Source organism: Canibacter zhuwentaonis, assembly GCF_018531145.1.
Classification (GTDB): Bacteria; Actinomycetota; Actinomycetes; order Actinomycetales; family Microbacteriaceae; genus Canibacter; species Canibacter zhuwentaonis.
Genome location: NZ_JAHDSZ010000004.1, coordinates 61,705 through 76,539, shown reverse-complemented (window position 1 = coordinate 76,539; position 14,835 = coordinate 61,705). Strand labels below are relative to the sequence as shown.

General features: G+C 51.4%; 15 protein-coding genes and 1 tRNA gene. 4 read left to right on the top strand and 12 right to left on the bottom strand.

Going from position 1 to position 14,835, the window contains the following annotated elements; genetic code table 11:
- Positions 1–201 precede the first annotated feature (201 nt).
- The 3 genes from KJY78_RS03360 to KJY78_RS03350 form a co-directional block, all read right to left on the bottom strand.
- A tRNA-Arg gene (locus KJY78_RS03360) sits at positions 202–275 on the bottom strand.
- An 81-nt stretch (positions 276–356) separates the two neighbouring features.
- The gene (locus KJY78_RS03355; RefSeq protein ID WP_214337198.1) at positions 357–1,019 is read right to left on the bottom strand and encodes a TrmH family RNA methyltransferase; all 663 of its coding nucleotides are present in this window, start codon (positions 1,017–1,019) and stop codon (positions 357–359) included.
- Between the two features lie 9 nt (positions 1,020–1,028).
- The gene (locus KJY78_RS03350; protein ID WP_214337197.1) at positions 1,029–3,191 is read right to left on the bottom strand and encodes an ATP-dependent Clp protease ATP-binding subunit; all 2,163 of its coding nucleotides are present in this window, start codon (positions 3,189–3,191) and stop codon (positions 1,029–1,031) included.
- A gap of 682 nt (positions 3,192–3,873) precedes the next feature.
- Between KJY78_RS03350 and KJY78_RS06550 the strand changes: the two genes are divergently transcribed.
- Together KJY78_RS06550 and KJY78_RS03340 are read left to right on the top strand one after the other, a co-directional pair.
- Positions 3,874–4,197, top strand: a complete 324-nt coding sequence (locus KJY78_RS06550) for a terminase TerL endonuclease subunit (protein WP_250544131.1) — start codon at positions 3,874–3,876, stop codon at positions 4,195–4,197.
- A gap of 77 nt (positions 4,198–4,274) precedes the next feature.
- Complete coding sequence (locus KJY78_RS03340) at positions 4,275–4,949, top strand: hypothetical protein (RefSeq protein WP_214337196.1); 675 nt, start codon at positions 4,275–4,277, stop codon at positions 4,947–4,949.
- Positions 4,950–5,184: 235 nt separating this feature from the next.
- Here KJY78_RS03340 and KJY78_RS03335 read toward each other — a convergent pair whose 3' ends face one another.
- Entirely contained in the window at positions 5,185–5,844 is a 660-nt protein-coding gene (locus tag KJY78_RS03335) for a response regulator transcription factor (RefSeq protein ID WP_214337195.1), read from the bottom strand.
- Positions 5,837–6,985 carry a sensor histidine kinase gene (locus KJY78_RS03330; RefSeq protein WP_214337194.1) on the bottom strand — a complete coding sequence of 383 codons (1,149 nt, stop codon included), beginning with the start codon at positions 6,983–6,985 and terminating at the stop codon, positions 5,837–5,839. The genes KJY78_RS03335 and KJY78_RS03330 overlap by 8 nt, the downstream gene beginning before the upstream one ends.
- Positions 6,986–7,441: 456 nt before the next feature.
- On the opposite strand from KJY78_RS03330, the gene KJY78_RS03325 reads away from it, so the two are divergent.
- Entirely contained in the window at positions 7,442–7,726 is a 285-nt protein-coding gene (locus KJY78_RS03325) for a hypothetical protein (protein WP_214337193.1), read from the top strand.
- Between the two features lie 71 nt (positions 7,727–7,797).
- Here KJY78_RS03325 and KJY78_RS03320 read toward each other — a convergent pair whose 3' ends face one another.
- The 5 genes from KJY78_RS03320 to nrdH form a co-directional block, all read right to left on the bottom strand.
- Entirely contained in the window at positions 7,798–8,871 is a 1,074-nt protein-coding gene (locus KJY78_RS03320) for a zinc-dependent alcohol dehydrogenase family protein (RefSeq protein WP_214337192.1), read from the bottom strand.
- A 372-nt stretch (positions 8,872–9,243) separates the two neighbouring features.
- Positions 9,244–10,224 (bottom strand): class 1b ribonucleoside-diphosphate reductase subunit beta, encoded by a 981-nt coding sequence (gene nrdF, locus KJY78_RS03315; protein WP_214337191.1) that lies wholly within the window; start codon positions 10,222–10,224, stop codon positions 9,244–9,246.
- Between the two features lie 46 nt (positions 10,225–10,270).
- Positions 10,271–12,427, bottom strand: a complete 2,157-nt coding sequence (nrdE, locus tag KJY78_RS03310; RefSeq protein ID WP_214337190.1) for a class 1b ribonucleoside-diphosphate reductase subunit alpha — start codon at positions 12,425–12,427, stop codon at positions 10,271–10,273.
- Positions 12,412–12,813, bottom strand: a complete 402-nt coding sequence (gene nrdI / locus KJY78_RS03305) for a class Ib ribonucleoside-diphosphate reductase assembly flavoprotein NrdI (RefSeq protein WP_214337189.1) — start codon at positions 12,811–12,813, stop codon at positions 12,412–12,414. The genes nrdE and nrdI overlap by 16 nt, the downstream gene beginning before the upstream one ends.
- 95 nt (positions 12,814–12,908) lie before the next feature.
- A complete protein-coding gene (gene nrdH, locus KJY78_RS03300; RefSeq protein WP_214337188.1) occupies positions 12,909–13,139 on the bottom strand; it encodes a glutaredoxin-like protein NrdH in 231 nt (76 codons plus the stop codon).
- Positions 13,140–13,484: 345 nt separating this feature from the next.
- Between nrdH and KJY78_RS03295 the strand changes: the two genes are divergently transcribed.
- A complete protein-coding gene (locus tag KJY78_RS03295) occupies positions 13,485–13,799 on the top strand; it encodes a helix-turn-helix domain-containing protein (protein ID WP_214337187.1) in 315 nt (104 codons plus the stop codon).
- On the opposite strand, the gene KJY78_RS03290 is transcribed toward KJY78_RS03295, so the two are convergent.
- Both KJY78_RS03290 and KJY78_RS03285 read right to left on the bottom strand, forming a co-directional pair.
- Complete coding sequence (locus tag KJY78_RS03290) at positions 13,796–14,173, bottom strand: hypothetical protein (protein WP_214337186.1); 378 nt, start codon at positions 14,171–14,173, stop codon at positions 13,796–13,798. The two genes, KJY78_RS03295 and KJY78_RS03290, sit on opposite strands and share 4 nt — an antisense overlap.
- A gap of 187 nt (positions 14,174–14,360) precedes the next feature.
- Complete coding sequence (locus KJY78_RS03285; RefSeq protein ID WP_214337185.1) at positions 14,361–14,816, bottom strand: 23S rRNA (pseudouridine(1915)-N(3))-methyltransferase RlmH; 456 nt, start codon at positions 14,814–14,816, stop codon at positions 14,361–14,363.
- Positions 14,817–14,835: the final 19 nt, after the last annotated feature.

The window sequence follows — 14,835 nt, the reverse complement described above, 5'->3', positions numbered from 1 at the left end:
CTATTTTACAAGCTGTTAAGAATCCCCGTTAATTTTCAAGGTTGCAGCAATCAATAACGAGGGTTAAACCGAAAATCGGTGACTCTCAGCTCCCTGCGACCGCCCGGAATCGTTGCTCTAAGTTCAGAGTCAATAACAAAGTCTCAAAATCAAATAGCGAGTCAGTGCTGCGCTAGCTTGCGGCACAGGTTAAAAATGTTGCGCGCCCTAAGGGATTCGAACCCCTGGCCTTCTGATCCGTAGTCAGACGCTCTATCCAGCTGAGCTAAGGGCGCACGCTAGCGGCTAACTCTATAAGAGTACCCGATATTAAACTAAAACACAAGCCCCCACACGCGCCGGGGATCCGCTTCCCGCTACCGCGGCATATGCGGCGAGTGCTGCTGAATCCAGCTGAACATTGTGATTCCGGCAGAAACAGACGCGTTCAGTGAGCGCGTTGAGCCGTACTGCGTGATTTCAACAATGCTGTGCGACGCCTCAACCGCCTCACGGCTCAAGCCCGGACCCTCTTGCCCAAACAGCATAACGCAGTTTTTGGGCCAGTTAAAAGTTTCCATCGGCACGCACCCGGGCAGGTTATCAATCGCAATAACCTCCAGATTAGCGCCGCACGCCCACGCCGCAAGCGCGGCAATATCCTCGTGATACTGGATGTGCTGATAGCGATCCGTCACCATCGCACCGCGCTTATTCCACCTGCGCCTGCCCACTATGTGCACGGTGTCTGCGCCAAAGGCGTTAGCACTGCGCACAATAGAGCCAATATTCATATCGTGCTGCCAGTTTTCTATCGCAACGTGAAAACTGTGCCGGTCTCTGTCGAGATCGGCTTTAATCGCGTCCAGTTTCCAATACCTGTAGCGGTCAATAACATTACGACTGTCACCGTTTGCAAGCAGCTCCGGATCATAGTGCGACTCTTGCGGCCACTCGCCCGGCCAGGGACCAACCCCCGCGGTTGTAACCTCGTGGTGCGAGCCGGCGGCCGCAAGAATGGCGGTGATGTCATAATTCATACGTATATTCTATGTGACCGCGGGGGTGCTCTCGGTGCGCAAGCTAATCTCGCCCGCCACAAGATCCGCAATCACCGTGTCACCGTCACCTATTTCACCCGCGAGCAGCTGCTGCGCCAGCCGGTTCTCAATTTCGCGCTGAATCAGGCGGCGCAATGGGCGCGCGCCGTATGCGGGATCGTATCCGCTCTCCGCAAGCCAGTTGCGCGCCTGCTCGGTTACGCGCAGGCGCAAGCGCCGCGCGGCGAGCCTTTGCTGCAGCTTGCCGAGCGCGATTTCAACTATCTGCGCCAGCGCTCCCTGCTCGAGCGGGGCAAAAATAACCTGTTCGTCGAGCCGGTTCAAAAACTCCGGCCTAAAAATGTGCCGCAAACTCTCGTGCACAAGCTCGGTTTTGCGCACCCAGTCTAGCTCAGGGTCGATTAGGTACTGGCTGCCCGTGTTAGAGGTCAAAATTAAAATCACGTTTCTAAAATCAACCGTGCGTCCCTGACCGTCCGTCAGCCTGCCCTCGTCGAGCACCTGCAGCAGCACGTCAAACACCTCCGGATGCGCTTTTTCAACCTCGTCAAGCAGCACAACCGAATACGGCCGCCGCCGCACCGCCTCGGTAAGCTGCCCGCCGCTCTCAAAGCCCACATACCCGGGAGGCGCGCCTATTAACCGCGCAACAGAGTGCTTCTCACCGTACTCTGACATATCAATTCGCACAATCGATTTTTCATCGTCAAAGAGCAGCTGCGCCAGCGCCTTCGCGGTCTCGGTTTTACCAACTCCTGTGGGACCTAAGAACAAAAAAGAGCCGGTAGGTTTTAGCGGATCAGCGATACCGGCGCGAGCACGACGCACCGCATCAGCAACCGCGCGTGCAGCAGTTTCCTGACCGACAACGCGCCGCGCCAGATCCGCTTCGAGATTCAGCAGTTTTTCACTCTCCGCCTGCAGCAGTTTGCCGACCGGAATACCCGTCCACGACGCAATAACCTCGGCAATATCGGCGGTGCTAACTCGCTCATTAACCATCCGCCCCTGCTTGTTTTGCGATTCTTCCTGTTGCTCTTCGAGCTGCTGCAGCTCCTGCGCGAGCGCCGGAATTTCCACGTACAGCAGTTTTGAGGCACGCTCTAATTTACCCTCGCGCTGCGCCAGATCCGCCGCCACTTTTAGGCTGTCGAGTTTGCTGCGGATCTCTCCGATTCTGTTGAGCCCCTTACGCTCTTCTTGCCAGCTCGTTTCAAGCTGCGCAAGCTGAGCGCTCTGCTGCTCTATATCCGCTCGCAACTGCTGTAAGCGCTCTCGCGATGCCATATCTTTCTCTTTTTTAAGCGCGAGCTCTTCAATTTTCATACGATCAACCGATCTGCGCAGCTCGTCAATCTCGCGCGGGGCAGAATCAATTTCCATGCGCAGCACGCTTGCCGCCTCGTCAATTAAGTCGATTGCCTTATCGGGCAGCTGGCGGGCTGGGATGTAGCGATGTGACAGCTCTGCGGCCGCCACCAGCGCCGCATCCGCGATTGTGACTTTGTGGTGTGCCTCGTAGCGCTCTTTGAGACCGCGCAAAATTGCGATTGTGTCGAGCACGCTCGGCTCGCCCACGTAAACGGTCTGGAAGCGGCGCTCTAGGGCGGCATCTTTTTCAACAAATTCGCGGTACTCATCAAGGGTTGTTGCTCCGATTAGGCGCAACTCGCCCCGCGCCAGCATCGGTTTGAGCATTTGCGCCGCGCCCACCGACGCTTCGCCGCCGCCCGCGCCCATCAGCGTGTGCAGCTCATCAATAAAAGTGATGATTTTACCGTCGGCCTCTTTTATTTCTGCGAGCACCTGTTTCATGCGCTCTTCAAACTCGCCACGGTATTTAGCACCTGCTATTAGCCCGGCTATGTCCAGCGAAATAAGCTCACGATCACGCAGTGATTCTGCCACATCACCGGCAACAATGCGCTGCGCTAGACCCTCAACAACAGCGGTTTTACCGACGCCCGGTGCGCCGATTAAAACCGGGTTGTTCTTGGTGCGGCGCGCGAGAATCTGGCTTAGTCGCCTGATTTCCTGGTCTCTGCCGATTACCGGATCTAGTTTCCCTTCACGCGCGCTCTGAGTTAGGTTAACCCCGAACTTTTGCAGCGCGCGCTCTTCTTGAGCTGTCTGCTCTGTGCTGTTTTGCATATTTTGCACCTTCCACGAAACAGCGCACTGCGCTGTAAACTTTAGTCAATATAACTCAAGTTTACAGCTGGGTTAAACTTGAGTCAAGTTCACTCATGTTTTTGTTTTTGCGTGTGCTTTATCGCTTATGCACGCTTATGGTGCGCGCGGGGTTTTGTTGTCTGCGGGCACTTTCGTTCCGGGGTTGCCTAGTTTTTTCCGCGCAGAGAAACCTGCTCCTGCTTATCCCTCTTACCGCTGCTATCCCCAAACTCACTGTAACGAGCCCGCCAAATCTCATAGTTTGTCCGCGCCAGCTTAACCTCTATCTACTCATCTAACCAAACCGGAAACTGTTTGACGTGATGACCAAAGGTTCCGGCGCCGCACGCAACCTGGCGGAAAGCCAACCCCCGTCCCTCGGGGTGACCGTGCCCATACAGAATGTGCGGGATGCGTGCGAGTCCACGAAATAGAATCCGGCCGAGGAGAACGCGTTTCGGCAGTTGCGGCTCAATCAGTGGGTGAAGCAGGAAGTGCGCTAGACACCCTTGACCTGCGTTGTGCCCTATGACCTGTGGCGCCGGCAAGGGCTCCTGGAGACCACTGAGAACAATGTGGTGCATTACGGCACACCACCGAACAACTCAGCCTGTCCTACAACATTCAGGAAATCGCCTACGACCGTTGAGGTGCGGTGCAGATGTCGCAGAACCTCAAAGGTCTGGGGTTTACGGTCGTGCCGTTCGAGCAAGGCTTCAAAAACATGAGCCCCGCCAGCAAAGAACTAATGCGACTCGCGCTGGATGGGAGGCTCGCGCGTGCTGGGCATCCGGTGCTGGCGTGGATGACAGACAACATCACTGTCCAGCAATACCCAGCAGAAAACATCAAACCCGACAAAACCAAATCCACCGAGGAAATCGATGGCATCATCGCATTGATTATGGCGCTTGATCGTGCGATCCGCAACGGGAGTGAACCCGCCGAATCGGTATATGACAAACGTGAGCTGCTGGTTATCTAGCGTACCCTGACGAATATCAGGGTCACATCCCAACATTTGTCGGTGATGCTCAGCACCGTAGTTGTGTTTTTCTTGTAGTGGCTATAGATGAGTCCAGTTGTTTTGCTCTACACAAACAAAACAACAGCAAACAGACCGCACACCCACCGTTACACTTCAAAACAAATGTTAAGGAGATAACAATAAAAAAATCAATGAACACCCTACTTTCGGGAACAATTACATTAGCTCTTTCGTTTACAAGTTTGAGCGCTGCTTCTGCCGTAGAGTATCAGCCAAACAGCACGCAAACCATTGCAGCAGAGAATAATTACGAGCCAGAATTTGAAGAACTCTTCTTCAATGAAACGGAACTAGCTCGAGCAATGCAGTTCATCGAGAACATCCCGGATGACGTTCTTTTGTCTGGTGACCAGCAAGCTCTACTCGAATGGTATGACGATCTACCTACGACAAGAGTCAATTGGCTAGCATGCGGATCTGCTATCGGATATGCGATTATCACAAACTTTACACCAGCAAAAATCCTGAAAGTCAAATCAGCGATTAAAGCAGTCGGAGGTGCTATCCCCTTTGTAAAAACAGCTTGGAACATCTATAAAAAAGCACGTGCTGCAAAAATGAGCAAATCGGCAGCACTTAAACAAGCTATTAACGGAGGAGCCAAGGCTGCTGGATCCGATGTTAAAAAAGCATTGCTTGAACTGTTCGGAATCACTGCAGTGATGGCAGCTTGTGGCTTGGGAGAATAGCGATAATGATTAAAAGGTACGGGTACATAGCACCAGGTTTGTTACTACTCTTTGGTCTGATCCTTGTTCTCTGTCGTATCCAATATGCCGAGTTCATCATGCTGGCAGCAGCGGTATTGGCCATTCCCAAAACATTGATACTTTGGAAAGAACAGGCTAAGTCTCGGAGTTAAATCTGTTGTTTCTTCTTTAGTTGGCGGGTTCAAGTTGTCTTGTACCCGCCAACTCGTATGCTTTAGTATCCTGCTTTGATGGCAGTGATGGTGAGTTCACCCCGGTTGGTAAAGCCAGTGGCGATGAAGAGTTCGGAAATGTAAGAACGTGCAGTAGCTTCAGTAATTCCAAGCTTCCGAGCGATGATCTTATTGGGCAAGGCTTGGATGAGCAGATCAAACACGGCGCGTAGATAATCAGGTAACTGCTCTACTCTTTGCCGAAAATCGTCATAAGCAGGATCATTTTTACCCAATGCCATATAAGATTCTGCGAGTATCTGGGTGGGACGCTGTCCGAATACCCGCTGTCCGCCATGCGCATATTTAAGCAGCTGGGCAAGCTCGGCGATAGGGATATCTTTAGTCAGAAACCCGCGCACGTTACTGGCTAGGGATTGCCCGAGCGAATCCTCATGCTCAAAGGAGGTGAGCATCACAACATCAACACTGGGATACAATCGCGCAATTTCTTTGGCGGTGCTGATCCCGTCGAGAACGGGCATATCCACATCCAGTAACACCACGTCCACGCTTTTATCGGCAAGTATCCGCAGTGCTTTACTGCCGTCTGCTACTGCTGCTAGCACGGTGATGCCTTCTTGTAGATGTAACAGGTTGGCGAGACATTCACGAATAATCTGATCATCATCAGCAATGAGGACGCGAATATTTTCACTCATCGTCTTTTCCTTCGGTGCTGTTTTGCAAGTTGGGGATAGTCGCGTTAATAATCCATTGAGTGCCGGTAGAGGCAAAACTCATGCGTCCGCCCTCCCTCTCGATTCGTGATTGCAGATTTGCTAGCCCGAAGCCTCCTGTGAAAGCGTGATTGGTGTGCTCTGTGCTTATTTGGTTGCTCATCATTAAGGCAACTTCGTCATCGTTAAGATCCACGTAAAGCTCTATCGCACTTGACGCTTGCCCATATTTCAGTGCGTTTGTAGCTGTCTCGCGCACAAACAGTGACGCCGTGAGCATAGCTTGCCGAGAAAGTAACAGGTCAATATCGGACACCATGTCTGCATTGAGCACTATGGAGCGGGAACGCAGCATGGACGCAGACTCTTTCACTGCGGCATGCAAACTCGGCGCAGCTACGGAAAACCTCAAATCCATAATCATCGGGCGCAGACGGCGAGAAGCGTCCTGAGCAATCGTTGTCAGCGATTCCATCTCGTGTGCGAGCTCGGGGTGAGCTGCCGCAAGATTCTGTGCCGAGATAGCCATTTGGGCAAGGTCTTTTGCGATTGTGTCATGCAACCAGGCGGCTAACTCACTTCGCACAGACACCAGCGCTCTGCGTGATTCTTGCCGAGCAGTCGCGAGGGAGCGCTCAGAAATACCTTTTCTATCATTAAACACTCTTAGCGTGAATCCAACACTAAGCACGATTACAATTACAACAATCTCACTCACTGTCCGTACCAAAGGATTTTCGCTGAGCAGAATCCCAAGTAAAGAAACTCCTGCGAGTAGTGAGATTGCCGCGATTGAATGATGCCTAATAAGCCAGACCACAACAATCAGAAATACGCCAAACACCGGAAAAGAAAAGGATGATTCATAGCCGTATAAATTCATGCCCACAAAAAGCGTGACATAAAGAAGATCCCCTACAAGCCCGATCCAAGGAGCTACAGTTAATACCAGAGCATATCCTGCCAGCACAATCGCCGTATCCAACCGGGGCAAATCACCGACTGCAATGAACAACAGCTCGAAAAGCACAATGATGGCAGCGACAAGAAAATATGTCAGCTTATAGCCCCTCGCCCGCGCACGCGCGATACGGCGAAAATCTTCGAGCTTTCCCTCACGCATCACTTCTTCTTGCACATAGGAAAATATGGAAATATTCTACACAATACGTCACCGTGGCTAGGCATCACCGTAACCCTGCTATCCCCACTGATTTTTTGCTCCCTGGCAAGCGCAACCGTGCTTGGAACGACAGCTAGCCCCAAACCCAACAGTCCAGCCGTTGCTAGCGCCAGCAAACGAGAACCATTCTTCTGTGCCAACATGATCATTTTCATCACCGCAACCTTTCTACATCGTCCGGTTTTTTTATGCTCTTCGAGCCTACCAGCCTGCTGAAAATTGTCGACACCGATAAATATCAGGGTTGTACCACGAATTTTATCGGTGTTGTGCCGCGACCCTTTCATAGTATCATGGAAACAATTGCGACAAAGAGCGCGACCATGCCAATTTGCACACTCATAAGACCGCTCAGCACAGCTGACCAGATACGCAAAGGATAAGAGGTCGATGATATTGTTTGGGAAGAAAGATAGCACACAGCTTCGTGATGAGTTGGATGCGGTGAAAGCGGAGATCGCCGCTAATCCACTATCGCAAGATTCTGTGCAAAAAGCGCAATTATTGATTGAAGAGATGAAAGCAGACGGGCGTGAGGAAGAAATTGATCAAGAACTCTCAAACCGCCACCTGCCATCGCTTACAGAGATCGGCAAGCTCATCGCTCAGCACACCTTTACCCTAGCTCGACTAAACCGGAAACGAATTAAACTGGAACGCAAACTAGGAGATGCACTCTAGGTATCTCCTTAGAGGGCTCTCAGAATCACATGATTCTGAGAGCCCTCTTCTATAAGTTTTAACGTTACAAACTACTCAGCTTCAATAACGACCTTCATCGACTTATGCTCGTCAGCGTTAATAAACACATCCCAGGCTTTCTCAAACTCGCTCCACTTAAAGTGGTGCGTCGCCAGAGTGCCGATCGGAATGTCGCTGTTCTGCACGGCCTTCAGCAGCGTGCCCGTGCTGTACGCACTAACAAGACCGGTTGTAATCGTGAGGTTCTTGATCCACAGCTTTTGCAGTTCCAACTCGACCGGTTTGCCGTGCACACCAACAACGGCGATATTACCGCCCTCTTTCACGTGAGCGGCGGCAAGCTCCCAGGTAGCTGGCAGCCCGACGGCCTCAATCGCAACATCCACGCCGCGCCCGCCAGTAACCTGCGCAATCAGCTCGCCCAGATCATCTTTGGCCGGATTAATAACGTGAGTTGCCCCCATCTCAAGAGCCATTTTGAGGCGATTTTCGTTCATATCAGCCACGATAATTGACCCGGGCGAATACAGCTGAGCCGTTAGTAAAACACCCATACCCACCGGACCAGCGCCAACAATCAACACGTTTTTACCGGGTTTAACCTCACCGCTCAGTACCCCAATCTCGTGACCGGTTGGCAGCGCGTCTGATAAAAACACCGCAACATCTTCATCAAGATCTTCTGGCAACAGGTACAGCGAGTTATCGGCGAAAGGCGTGCGCACGTATTCGGCCTGCGTGCCGTCGATCATGTACCCCATGATCCAACCGCCGCCGTTGCGACAGTGCGCGTACAGCCGCTCCTGACAGTTATCGCAGATGCCGCAGCGCGAAATACAGGAAATGAGCACTTTGTCGCCAACTTTAATGCCGGTCACAGCATCGCCAACCTCTTCGACTACGCCAATTCCCTCGTGCCCCAGAATACGACCGTTCCACTCTCCCTCAACTTTGCGAGCCGTCTCTTCAATCTCGGGGTTTTTACCCTTGTAGATGCCAAGATCAGTGCCGCAAATTGTGGTTTTGGTAACCTTCACAATCGCGTCAGTCGGATGAATGATTTTGGGCTTTTCACGCTCTTCAAATCGAATGTCGTGATCGCCGTAATATGTGATTGCCTTCATTGTCTCCTCGTTTCAATCTTCCTTGTTGAATAGGTTTTCCTAAGCAATAACTACAGCATAACCAAACAAGTTTAAATTGGCAGCATTCTGTCCCCAATTAATAACACTTCTTACTATCAATAAGGAATCACAAACGAATCAATCCCTCGACTCTCGCGCGGCGCGGGATAGACGGAGTGCTCACCGCCCGCGCTGCGGACGATCCTCACAAAGCAGCCGCACACTCAACTCCGCAGCTCGTCCGCGCCTCGGTGCAACCGCGCATTCAAAGATGCCACACGCTCAGCTCACTCTAGGAAACCTGCGCCGCCCACGCGTCACGGGAGCGACGCTGTATCCATGACCCGCATTGCAAGCACGCCCCACAGGAAACTAGAAATCCCAGTCCTCATCCTGCGTGGCTTCGGTTTTGCCGATCACATAAGACGAGCCCGAACCCGAGAAAAAGTCGTGGTTTTCATCCGCATTTGGTGACAGCGCCGCCAAAATAGCCGGGTTCACATCCGTCACACTGGATGGGAACATCGCATCATACCCGAGGTTCATCAGGGCTTTATTCGCGTTGTAGTGCAAAAACTTCTTCACGTCTTCTGTGAGCCCAACCTCGTCATACAGGTCCTGAGTGTATTTAACCTCATTCTCGTACAGCTCAAACAACAGACTGATCGTGTACTCTTTCAGCTCGTCGCGGCGCTGCTGGCTTGCAGTTTCGAGTCCCTTCTGAAACTTGTACCCAATGTAGTACCCGTGCACAGCTTCATCACGGATAATCAGGCGGATCAGATCCGCTGTGTTGGTGAGTTTCGCGCGACTTGACCAGTACATTGGCAAATAAAAACCGGAATAGAACAAGAACGACTCGAGCAGGGTTGAAGCAACCTTGCGCTTTAGCGGATCATCGCCGTGATAGTAGTCAATAACTATCTGGGCTTTGCGCTGCAGATACGCATTCTCTACAGACCACCGAAACGCCTCGTCAATCTCTGGTGACGAGCACAGCGTGGAAAAAATCGACGAGTAGCTCTTTGCATGCACAGACTCCATGAACGCAATATTGGTGTAAACAGCTTCTTCGTGCGGGGTTAGCGCGTCAGGAATCAAAGAAACCGCGCCAACCGTGCCCTGAATCGTGTCGAGCAGCGTAAGCCCCGTGAAAACTCGCATTGTGAGTTGCTGCTCTGACTCCGTTAGCGTGCGCCACGACTGCACGTCGTTTGAAAGCGGCACTTTCTCGGGCAGCCAAAAATTATTAACCAGCCGATTCCACACCTCAACGTCTTTTTCATCATCGATGCGATTCCAGTTAATCGCCTCAACTTTACGAATCAGCGGCAATTTTTCGTAGGAATTCATAGTTGCTTCTTTCTAATCTTTGATTACGGCGGACAAGCGGCACGCACTACAGCATACAGCTAACACAGCCTTCAACTTCGGTTCCTTCAAGCGCCATCTGCCTCAGACGAATGTAGTAAATCGTTTTGATGCCCTTACGCCACGCATAAATCTGCGCACGGTTAACATCGCGCGTGGTTGCAGTATCCGGGAAGAACAGAGTCAGCGAAAGCCCCTGATCAACGTGCTGAGTTGCTGCCGCGTAAGTGTCAATGATCTTCTCGGGACCAATCTCATACGCATCCTGATAGTAATCTAGATTATCGTTGGTCAAATACGGTGCGGGATAGTAAACCCGCCCGAGTTTACCTTCTTTCCGAATCTCAATTTTCGACGCTATCGGGTGAATAGAGGAGGTCGAATTGTTGATATACGAAATGGATCCGGTTGGCGGCACGGCCTGCAGATTTTGGTTGTACAAACCGTGCTGCTGCACGCTTGATTTCAGCTCCTCCCAGTCCTGCTGGGTTGGAATTTCAATTCCTGCTTCTGCAAACAAAAGCCGCACTTTTGCAGTCTCCGGCTGCCACACGCGATTTGTGTACTTGTCAAAATACTCACCGCTTGCATATTTTGAATCGGCAAATCCCTCAAACAACTCACCACGCTCTATCGCGATTTTGTTAGACGCGCGCAGCGCATGAAAAAGCACGGTGTAGAAGTAGATATTTGTGAAATCCACACCCTCTTCACTGCCGTAAAAAATTCGTTCACGCGCAAGATACCCGTGCAGGTTCATCTGCCCCAGCCCGATTGCGTGCGACTTGTCGTTGCCGTCTTCAATAGAGCGCACAGAGCTAATATGGCTCATATCGCTAACCGCGGTTAGAGCGCGGATCGCAACTTCAACGCTCGCCCCAAAATCCGGCCCGTCCATCATTTTGGCGATGTTCATCGACCCGAGATTGCAGCTAATATCCTTACCGATTTTGTCGTAACTCAGATCAGCGTTGTATGTTGTTGGGGTGTTTACCTGCAAAATCTCGCTGCATAGATTCGACATATTGATCCGCCCCTTGATCGGGTTTGCACGGTTCACAGTATCTTCAAAAACAATGTAGGGGTATCCCGATTCAAACTGCAGCTCGGCTATCGTCTGGAAGAACTCGCGCGCGCCGATCTTGGTTTTGCGGATCGCAGGATTATCCACCATCTCGTAGTAACGCTCTGTGATTGAGATATCCGCCAGCGGCACGCCGTAAACCCGCTCAACATCGTACGGCGAGAACAGGTACATAGATTCCCCGCGCTTAGCCAGCTCAAATGTAATATCTGGCACGACAACACCGAGAGACAGGGTTTTAATGCGGATCTTCTCATCAGCATTCTCGCGCTTAGTATCAAGAAAGCGCAGAATATCGGGGTGGTGAGCGGATAGGTACACCGCTCCCGCGCCCTGCCGCGCACCCAGCTGGTTCGCATAGCTAAAAGCATCCTCAAGGAGTTTCATAACCGGAATAATGCCGGAAGACTGGTTCTGGATTTTTTTAATCGGCGCGCCATATTCGCGGATATTCGAAAGCAACAGCGCAACACCGCCGCCACGTTTTGAAAGCTGCAGCGAGGAATTAATGCCGCGCGAAATGGACTCCATGTTGTCTTCAACGCGCAACAGGAAGCACGACACAAACTCGCCGCGCTGCGCTTTGCCCGCGTTTAGAAATGTTGGTGTTGCAGGCTGGAAACGTCCCGAAATTATTTCTTTCACATAGGTTGTTGCCAGCTCTTGGTCGCCCTGCGCAAGCGCAATCGCAACCATCACAACGCGATCTTCAAAGCGCTCTAAATAGCGCTCGCCGTCAAAGGTTTTGAGTGCGTACGAAGTAAAAAACTTAAACGCTCCGAGAAATGTGGGGAATCTAAACTTTAAGCTGTAAGCGTAGTCGGTTAGCTCCTCAATAAAACCCTGCGGGTACAGATCAAGCACATCTTTGTCGTAGTACTCGTTTTCGATCAAGAAACGGAGACGCTCATCAAAATCGTGGAAAAACACGGTGTTCTGATTGACGTGCTGCAGGAAGTACTGGCGTGCGGCCTCGCGATCCTTGTCAAACTGAATCTTGCCTTTATCATCGTACAAATTGAGCATCGCGTTAAGCGAATGATAATCAGTTTCGCTCACCCGCGAAGAGTCGTGCTGAGTTTTTGCTACTGATTTTTCCAAAATTTCTCCAGTCCTTGTTTTACCCTTGTAACATCATCGGAAGTGCCAAAAAGTTCGAATCTATAAAGGTGAGGCACGCTGCACTTCTTAGCGATTATATCGCCCGCCAACCCGTAAGCGTCACCAAAGTTAGTGTTTCCTGCGGCAATAACCCCGCGCAGGTGCTGTCGGTTAGTCGGATTGTTTAAAAATTTAATAACCTGTTTAGGAACCGCTTTTGTTTCTGGTCCGCCACCGTACGTGGGCACAATCAGCACAAAGGGGGCATTCATTTCAAGCGAATCCGCTACGCGAGTCAGCGGAATGCGTTGCGCGGGTAACCCAAGTTTTTCAACAAATCTGTGGGTGTTACCTGAAACACTTGAAAAGTAAACAAGCCCGGACATACAGTATGCCTCCACTTAAATTGAGTAAAGTTGCCCCCTCACTGCTGTGGCTGCCTCTTTACAGAGGCAGCCACAGCAGTGGCGCTAGCGGAGAATTATCCACGTGCAGCTAGTTCTGCGATTTTGTCAGGCCGGAAACCTGACCAGTGATCATCGTCGGCAACAACAACCGGCGCCTGTAGGTAACCAAGCTCTTTAACAGCGGCGAGCGCAGCTTCATCCTGTGACAGATCAAGCACATCATACTCAATACCCTGACTATCAAGCGCACGATATGTCGCGGTGCACTGCACGCACGATGGTTTTGTGTAAACAGTAACTGTCATCTTGGGCTCTTTCTCGTTGTGCTGTTTGCTTAGAATAAACACAGTGCTCGCCGTAAACTGGCAAATCACTATATGTAGTGATAACAATCATACCCGACCACAACATATAGATAATTACAAGTTTGTAGTTATCAACAAGAAAATCCGCAGATTGTGAACAAACAAGCATTTCTCCTCCCAAAAAACATGACAATTTCATTCTTTATCCACAGCCGAAAAAAGTCGTTATCCACAAGCTCGGCGTGTCGCATTTACCACCCGAATAGGGTGTTTATGCCCTTGCTTTTAAGCCCAGGGTGTATTAGCACGTGGCGGAAAATCCGCAGGCTTGCGAGCATAGAATGTATGGATGAAGTTTTATCACCAGCAGTGCCCTTAAGTAAGCGCATCCGAGAAGTACGCCACGAGCTACAATTAACCCAGCAGGATGTTGCCCACCTCTCGAACATCGATATCAGCAATTACGGGCGGATCGAGCGCGGTAAAACCAATCCGAATCTTGAAACACTAACCCGGATAGCTAACGCGCTCAACACCACCGTGTCTGATTTAACCAAGTACATAACTAGCGAGTACACCTCGCCAAAGGATCGCAGGATCACAGCTCGCCACCTGATAGAAGCTATAGAAAAACAGCAGGCGCTGAAAAACAAGAACTAACGCACAGGTACCGCCCACAGCCTCTCAGCGCCCTGCTTATCAAACCAGCGCAACACCGCAGTGTCAGCAAACTGGCACCGCGAGACGCTGTGCCGACAGAGGCGGAGTCTTTCTCCGGGGTGCAGATCAACCGGCAGTGACTGCGCAAACGCGAAGTCACCGGCAACCGCTAATCGCACCTGTGAGAGTGGCTCCGCGGTGGCGTTCTCAACCGCCCTCAGCTCGCCTGTTGCGTCGCGCAAGGTTGCAAAAGGGGACTGGTAGACAGCTGTGCCCGTAATCCGCGAAGAATCCGTGTGCGCGCTTCTGACGAGCCTCAGAAAGGCCAGTAAACTAGCCGGCTTCAAAATTAAAAATAAGTGCTGTAGTTTCATACCAAACAGCATACGACGGGGGTGGGACACTAAAAATTTTACCCTGCGTATTACCGCTTATCCGCAGCGATATAGGCGGCAACTTGTCCGTGGCGGTGCAGGCAACGGCTTATCCATGGCGTTACGGGCGGACACTTATGTTTGGCGGCACAGGCAGCAGCTTATCTGCTATAACACGAGAGGTCACTTACCCATGGTGATACGGGCTGCCGCCGTAAATCTCCTGCGCGCGATAAATCTGCTCGGCAAGAATTAAGCGCACAAGCTGGTGCGGAAAAACAAGATTAGATAACGACCAGACCAAGTTTGCGCGTGCTCTAACGTGCTCATCAACCCCGTATGCACCGCCGATAATAACCACAACCTGCCTGCCGGCGAGCTCCTTTGCAAGCACCGCGCTAAGCTGCGGCGAGGTCATATTTTTACCGCGCTCATCGAGTAGCACAACCCAATCATTTACTGTGATTTTGTCCAGCAAGCGGCGTGATTCAAAGGCACGCGCCTGCTCCTTCTGCAGCGCCGAATGCGCCATAAACTCCCACTTCACGAGCCAGGGTTTGCGCAGCCTACTCTCGTACCTGGAGATTCCACCGCTAACCCAGCTTTCATGCTTCTTGCCCACCGCAAGAACTCTTATGCTCATAACCTCTGCCAATTTGTGT

Bases quoted from the DNA above. Each gene is read 5' to 3' on its own strand.
- KJY78_RS06550 (WP_250544131.1), top strand. From the start codon at position 3,874: ATGTCGCAGAACCTCAAAGGTCTGGGGTTTACGGTCGTGCCGTTCGAG.
- nrdH (WP_214337188.1), bottom strand. From the start codon at position 13,139: ATGACAGTTACTGTTTACACAAAACCATCGTGCGTGCAGTGCACCGCG.
- KJY78_RS03290 (WP_214337186.1), bottom strand. From the start codon at position 14,173: ATGAAACTACAGCACTTATTTTTAATTTTGAAGCCGGCTAGTTTACTG.
- KJY78_RS03330 (WP_214337194.1), bottom strand. From the start codon at position 6,985: ATGCGTGAGGGAAAGCTCGAAGATTTTCGCCGTATCGCGCGTGCGCGG.
- KJY78_RS03355 (WP_214337198.1), bottom strand. From the start codon at position 1,019: ATGAATTATGACATCACCGCCATTCTTGCGGCCGCCGGCTCGCACCAC.
- KJY78_RS03335 (WP_214337195.1), bottom strand. From the start codon at position 5,844: ATGAGTGAAAATATTCGCGTCCTCATTGCTGATGATGATCAGATTATT.
- KJY78_RS03320 (WP_214337192.1), bottom strand. From the start codon at position 8,871: ATGAAGGCAATCACATATTACGGCGATCACGACATTCGATTTGAAGAG.
- KJY78_RS03295 (WP_214337187.1), top strand. From the start codon at position 13,485: ATGGATGAAGTTTTATCACCAGCAGTGCCCTTAAGTAAGCGCATCCGA.
- nrdI (WP_214337189.1), bottom strand. From the start codon at position 12,813: ATGTCCGGGCTTGTTTACTTTTCAAGTGTTTCAGGTAACACCCACAGA.
- nrdF (WP_214337191.1), bottom strand. From the start codon at position 10,224: ATGAATTCCTACGAAAAATTGCCGCTGATTCGTAAAGTTGAGGCGATT.
- KJY78_RS03350 (WP_214337197.1), bottom strand. From the start codon at position 3,191: ATGCAAAACAGCACAGAGCAGACAGCTCAAGAAGAGCGCGCGCTGCAA.
- KJY78_RS03285 (WP_214337185.1), bottom strand. From the start codon at position 14,816: ATGAGCATAAGAGTTCTTGCGGTGGGCAAGAAGCATGAAAGCTGGGTT.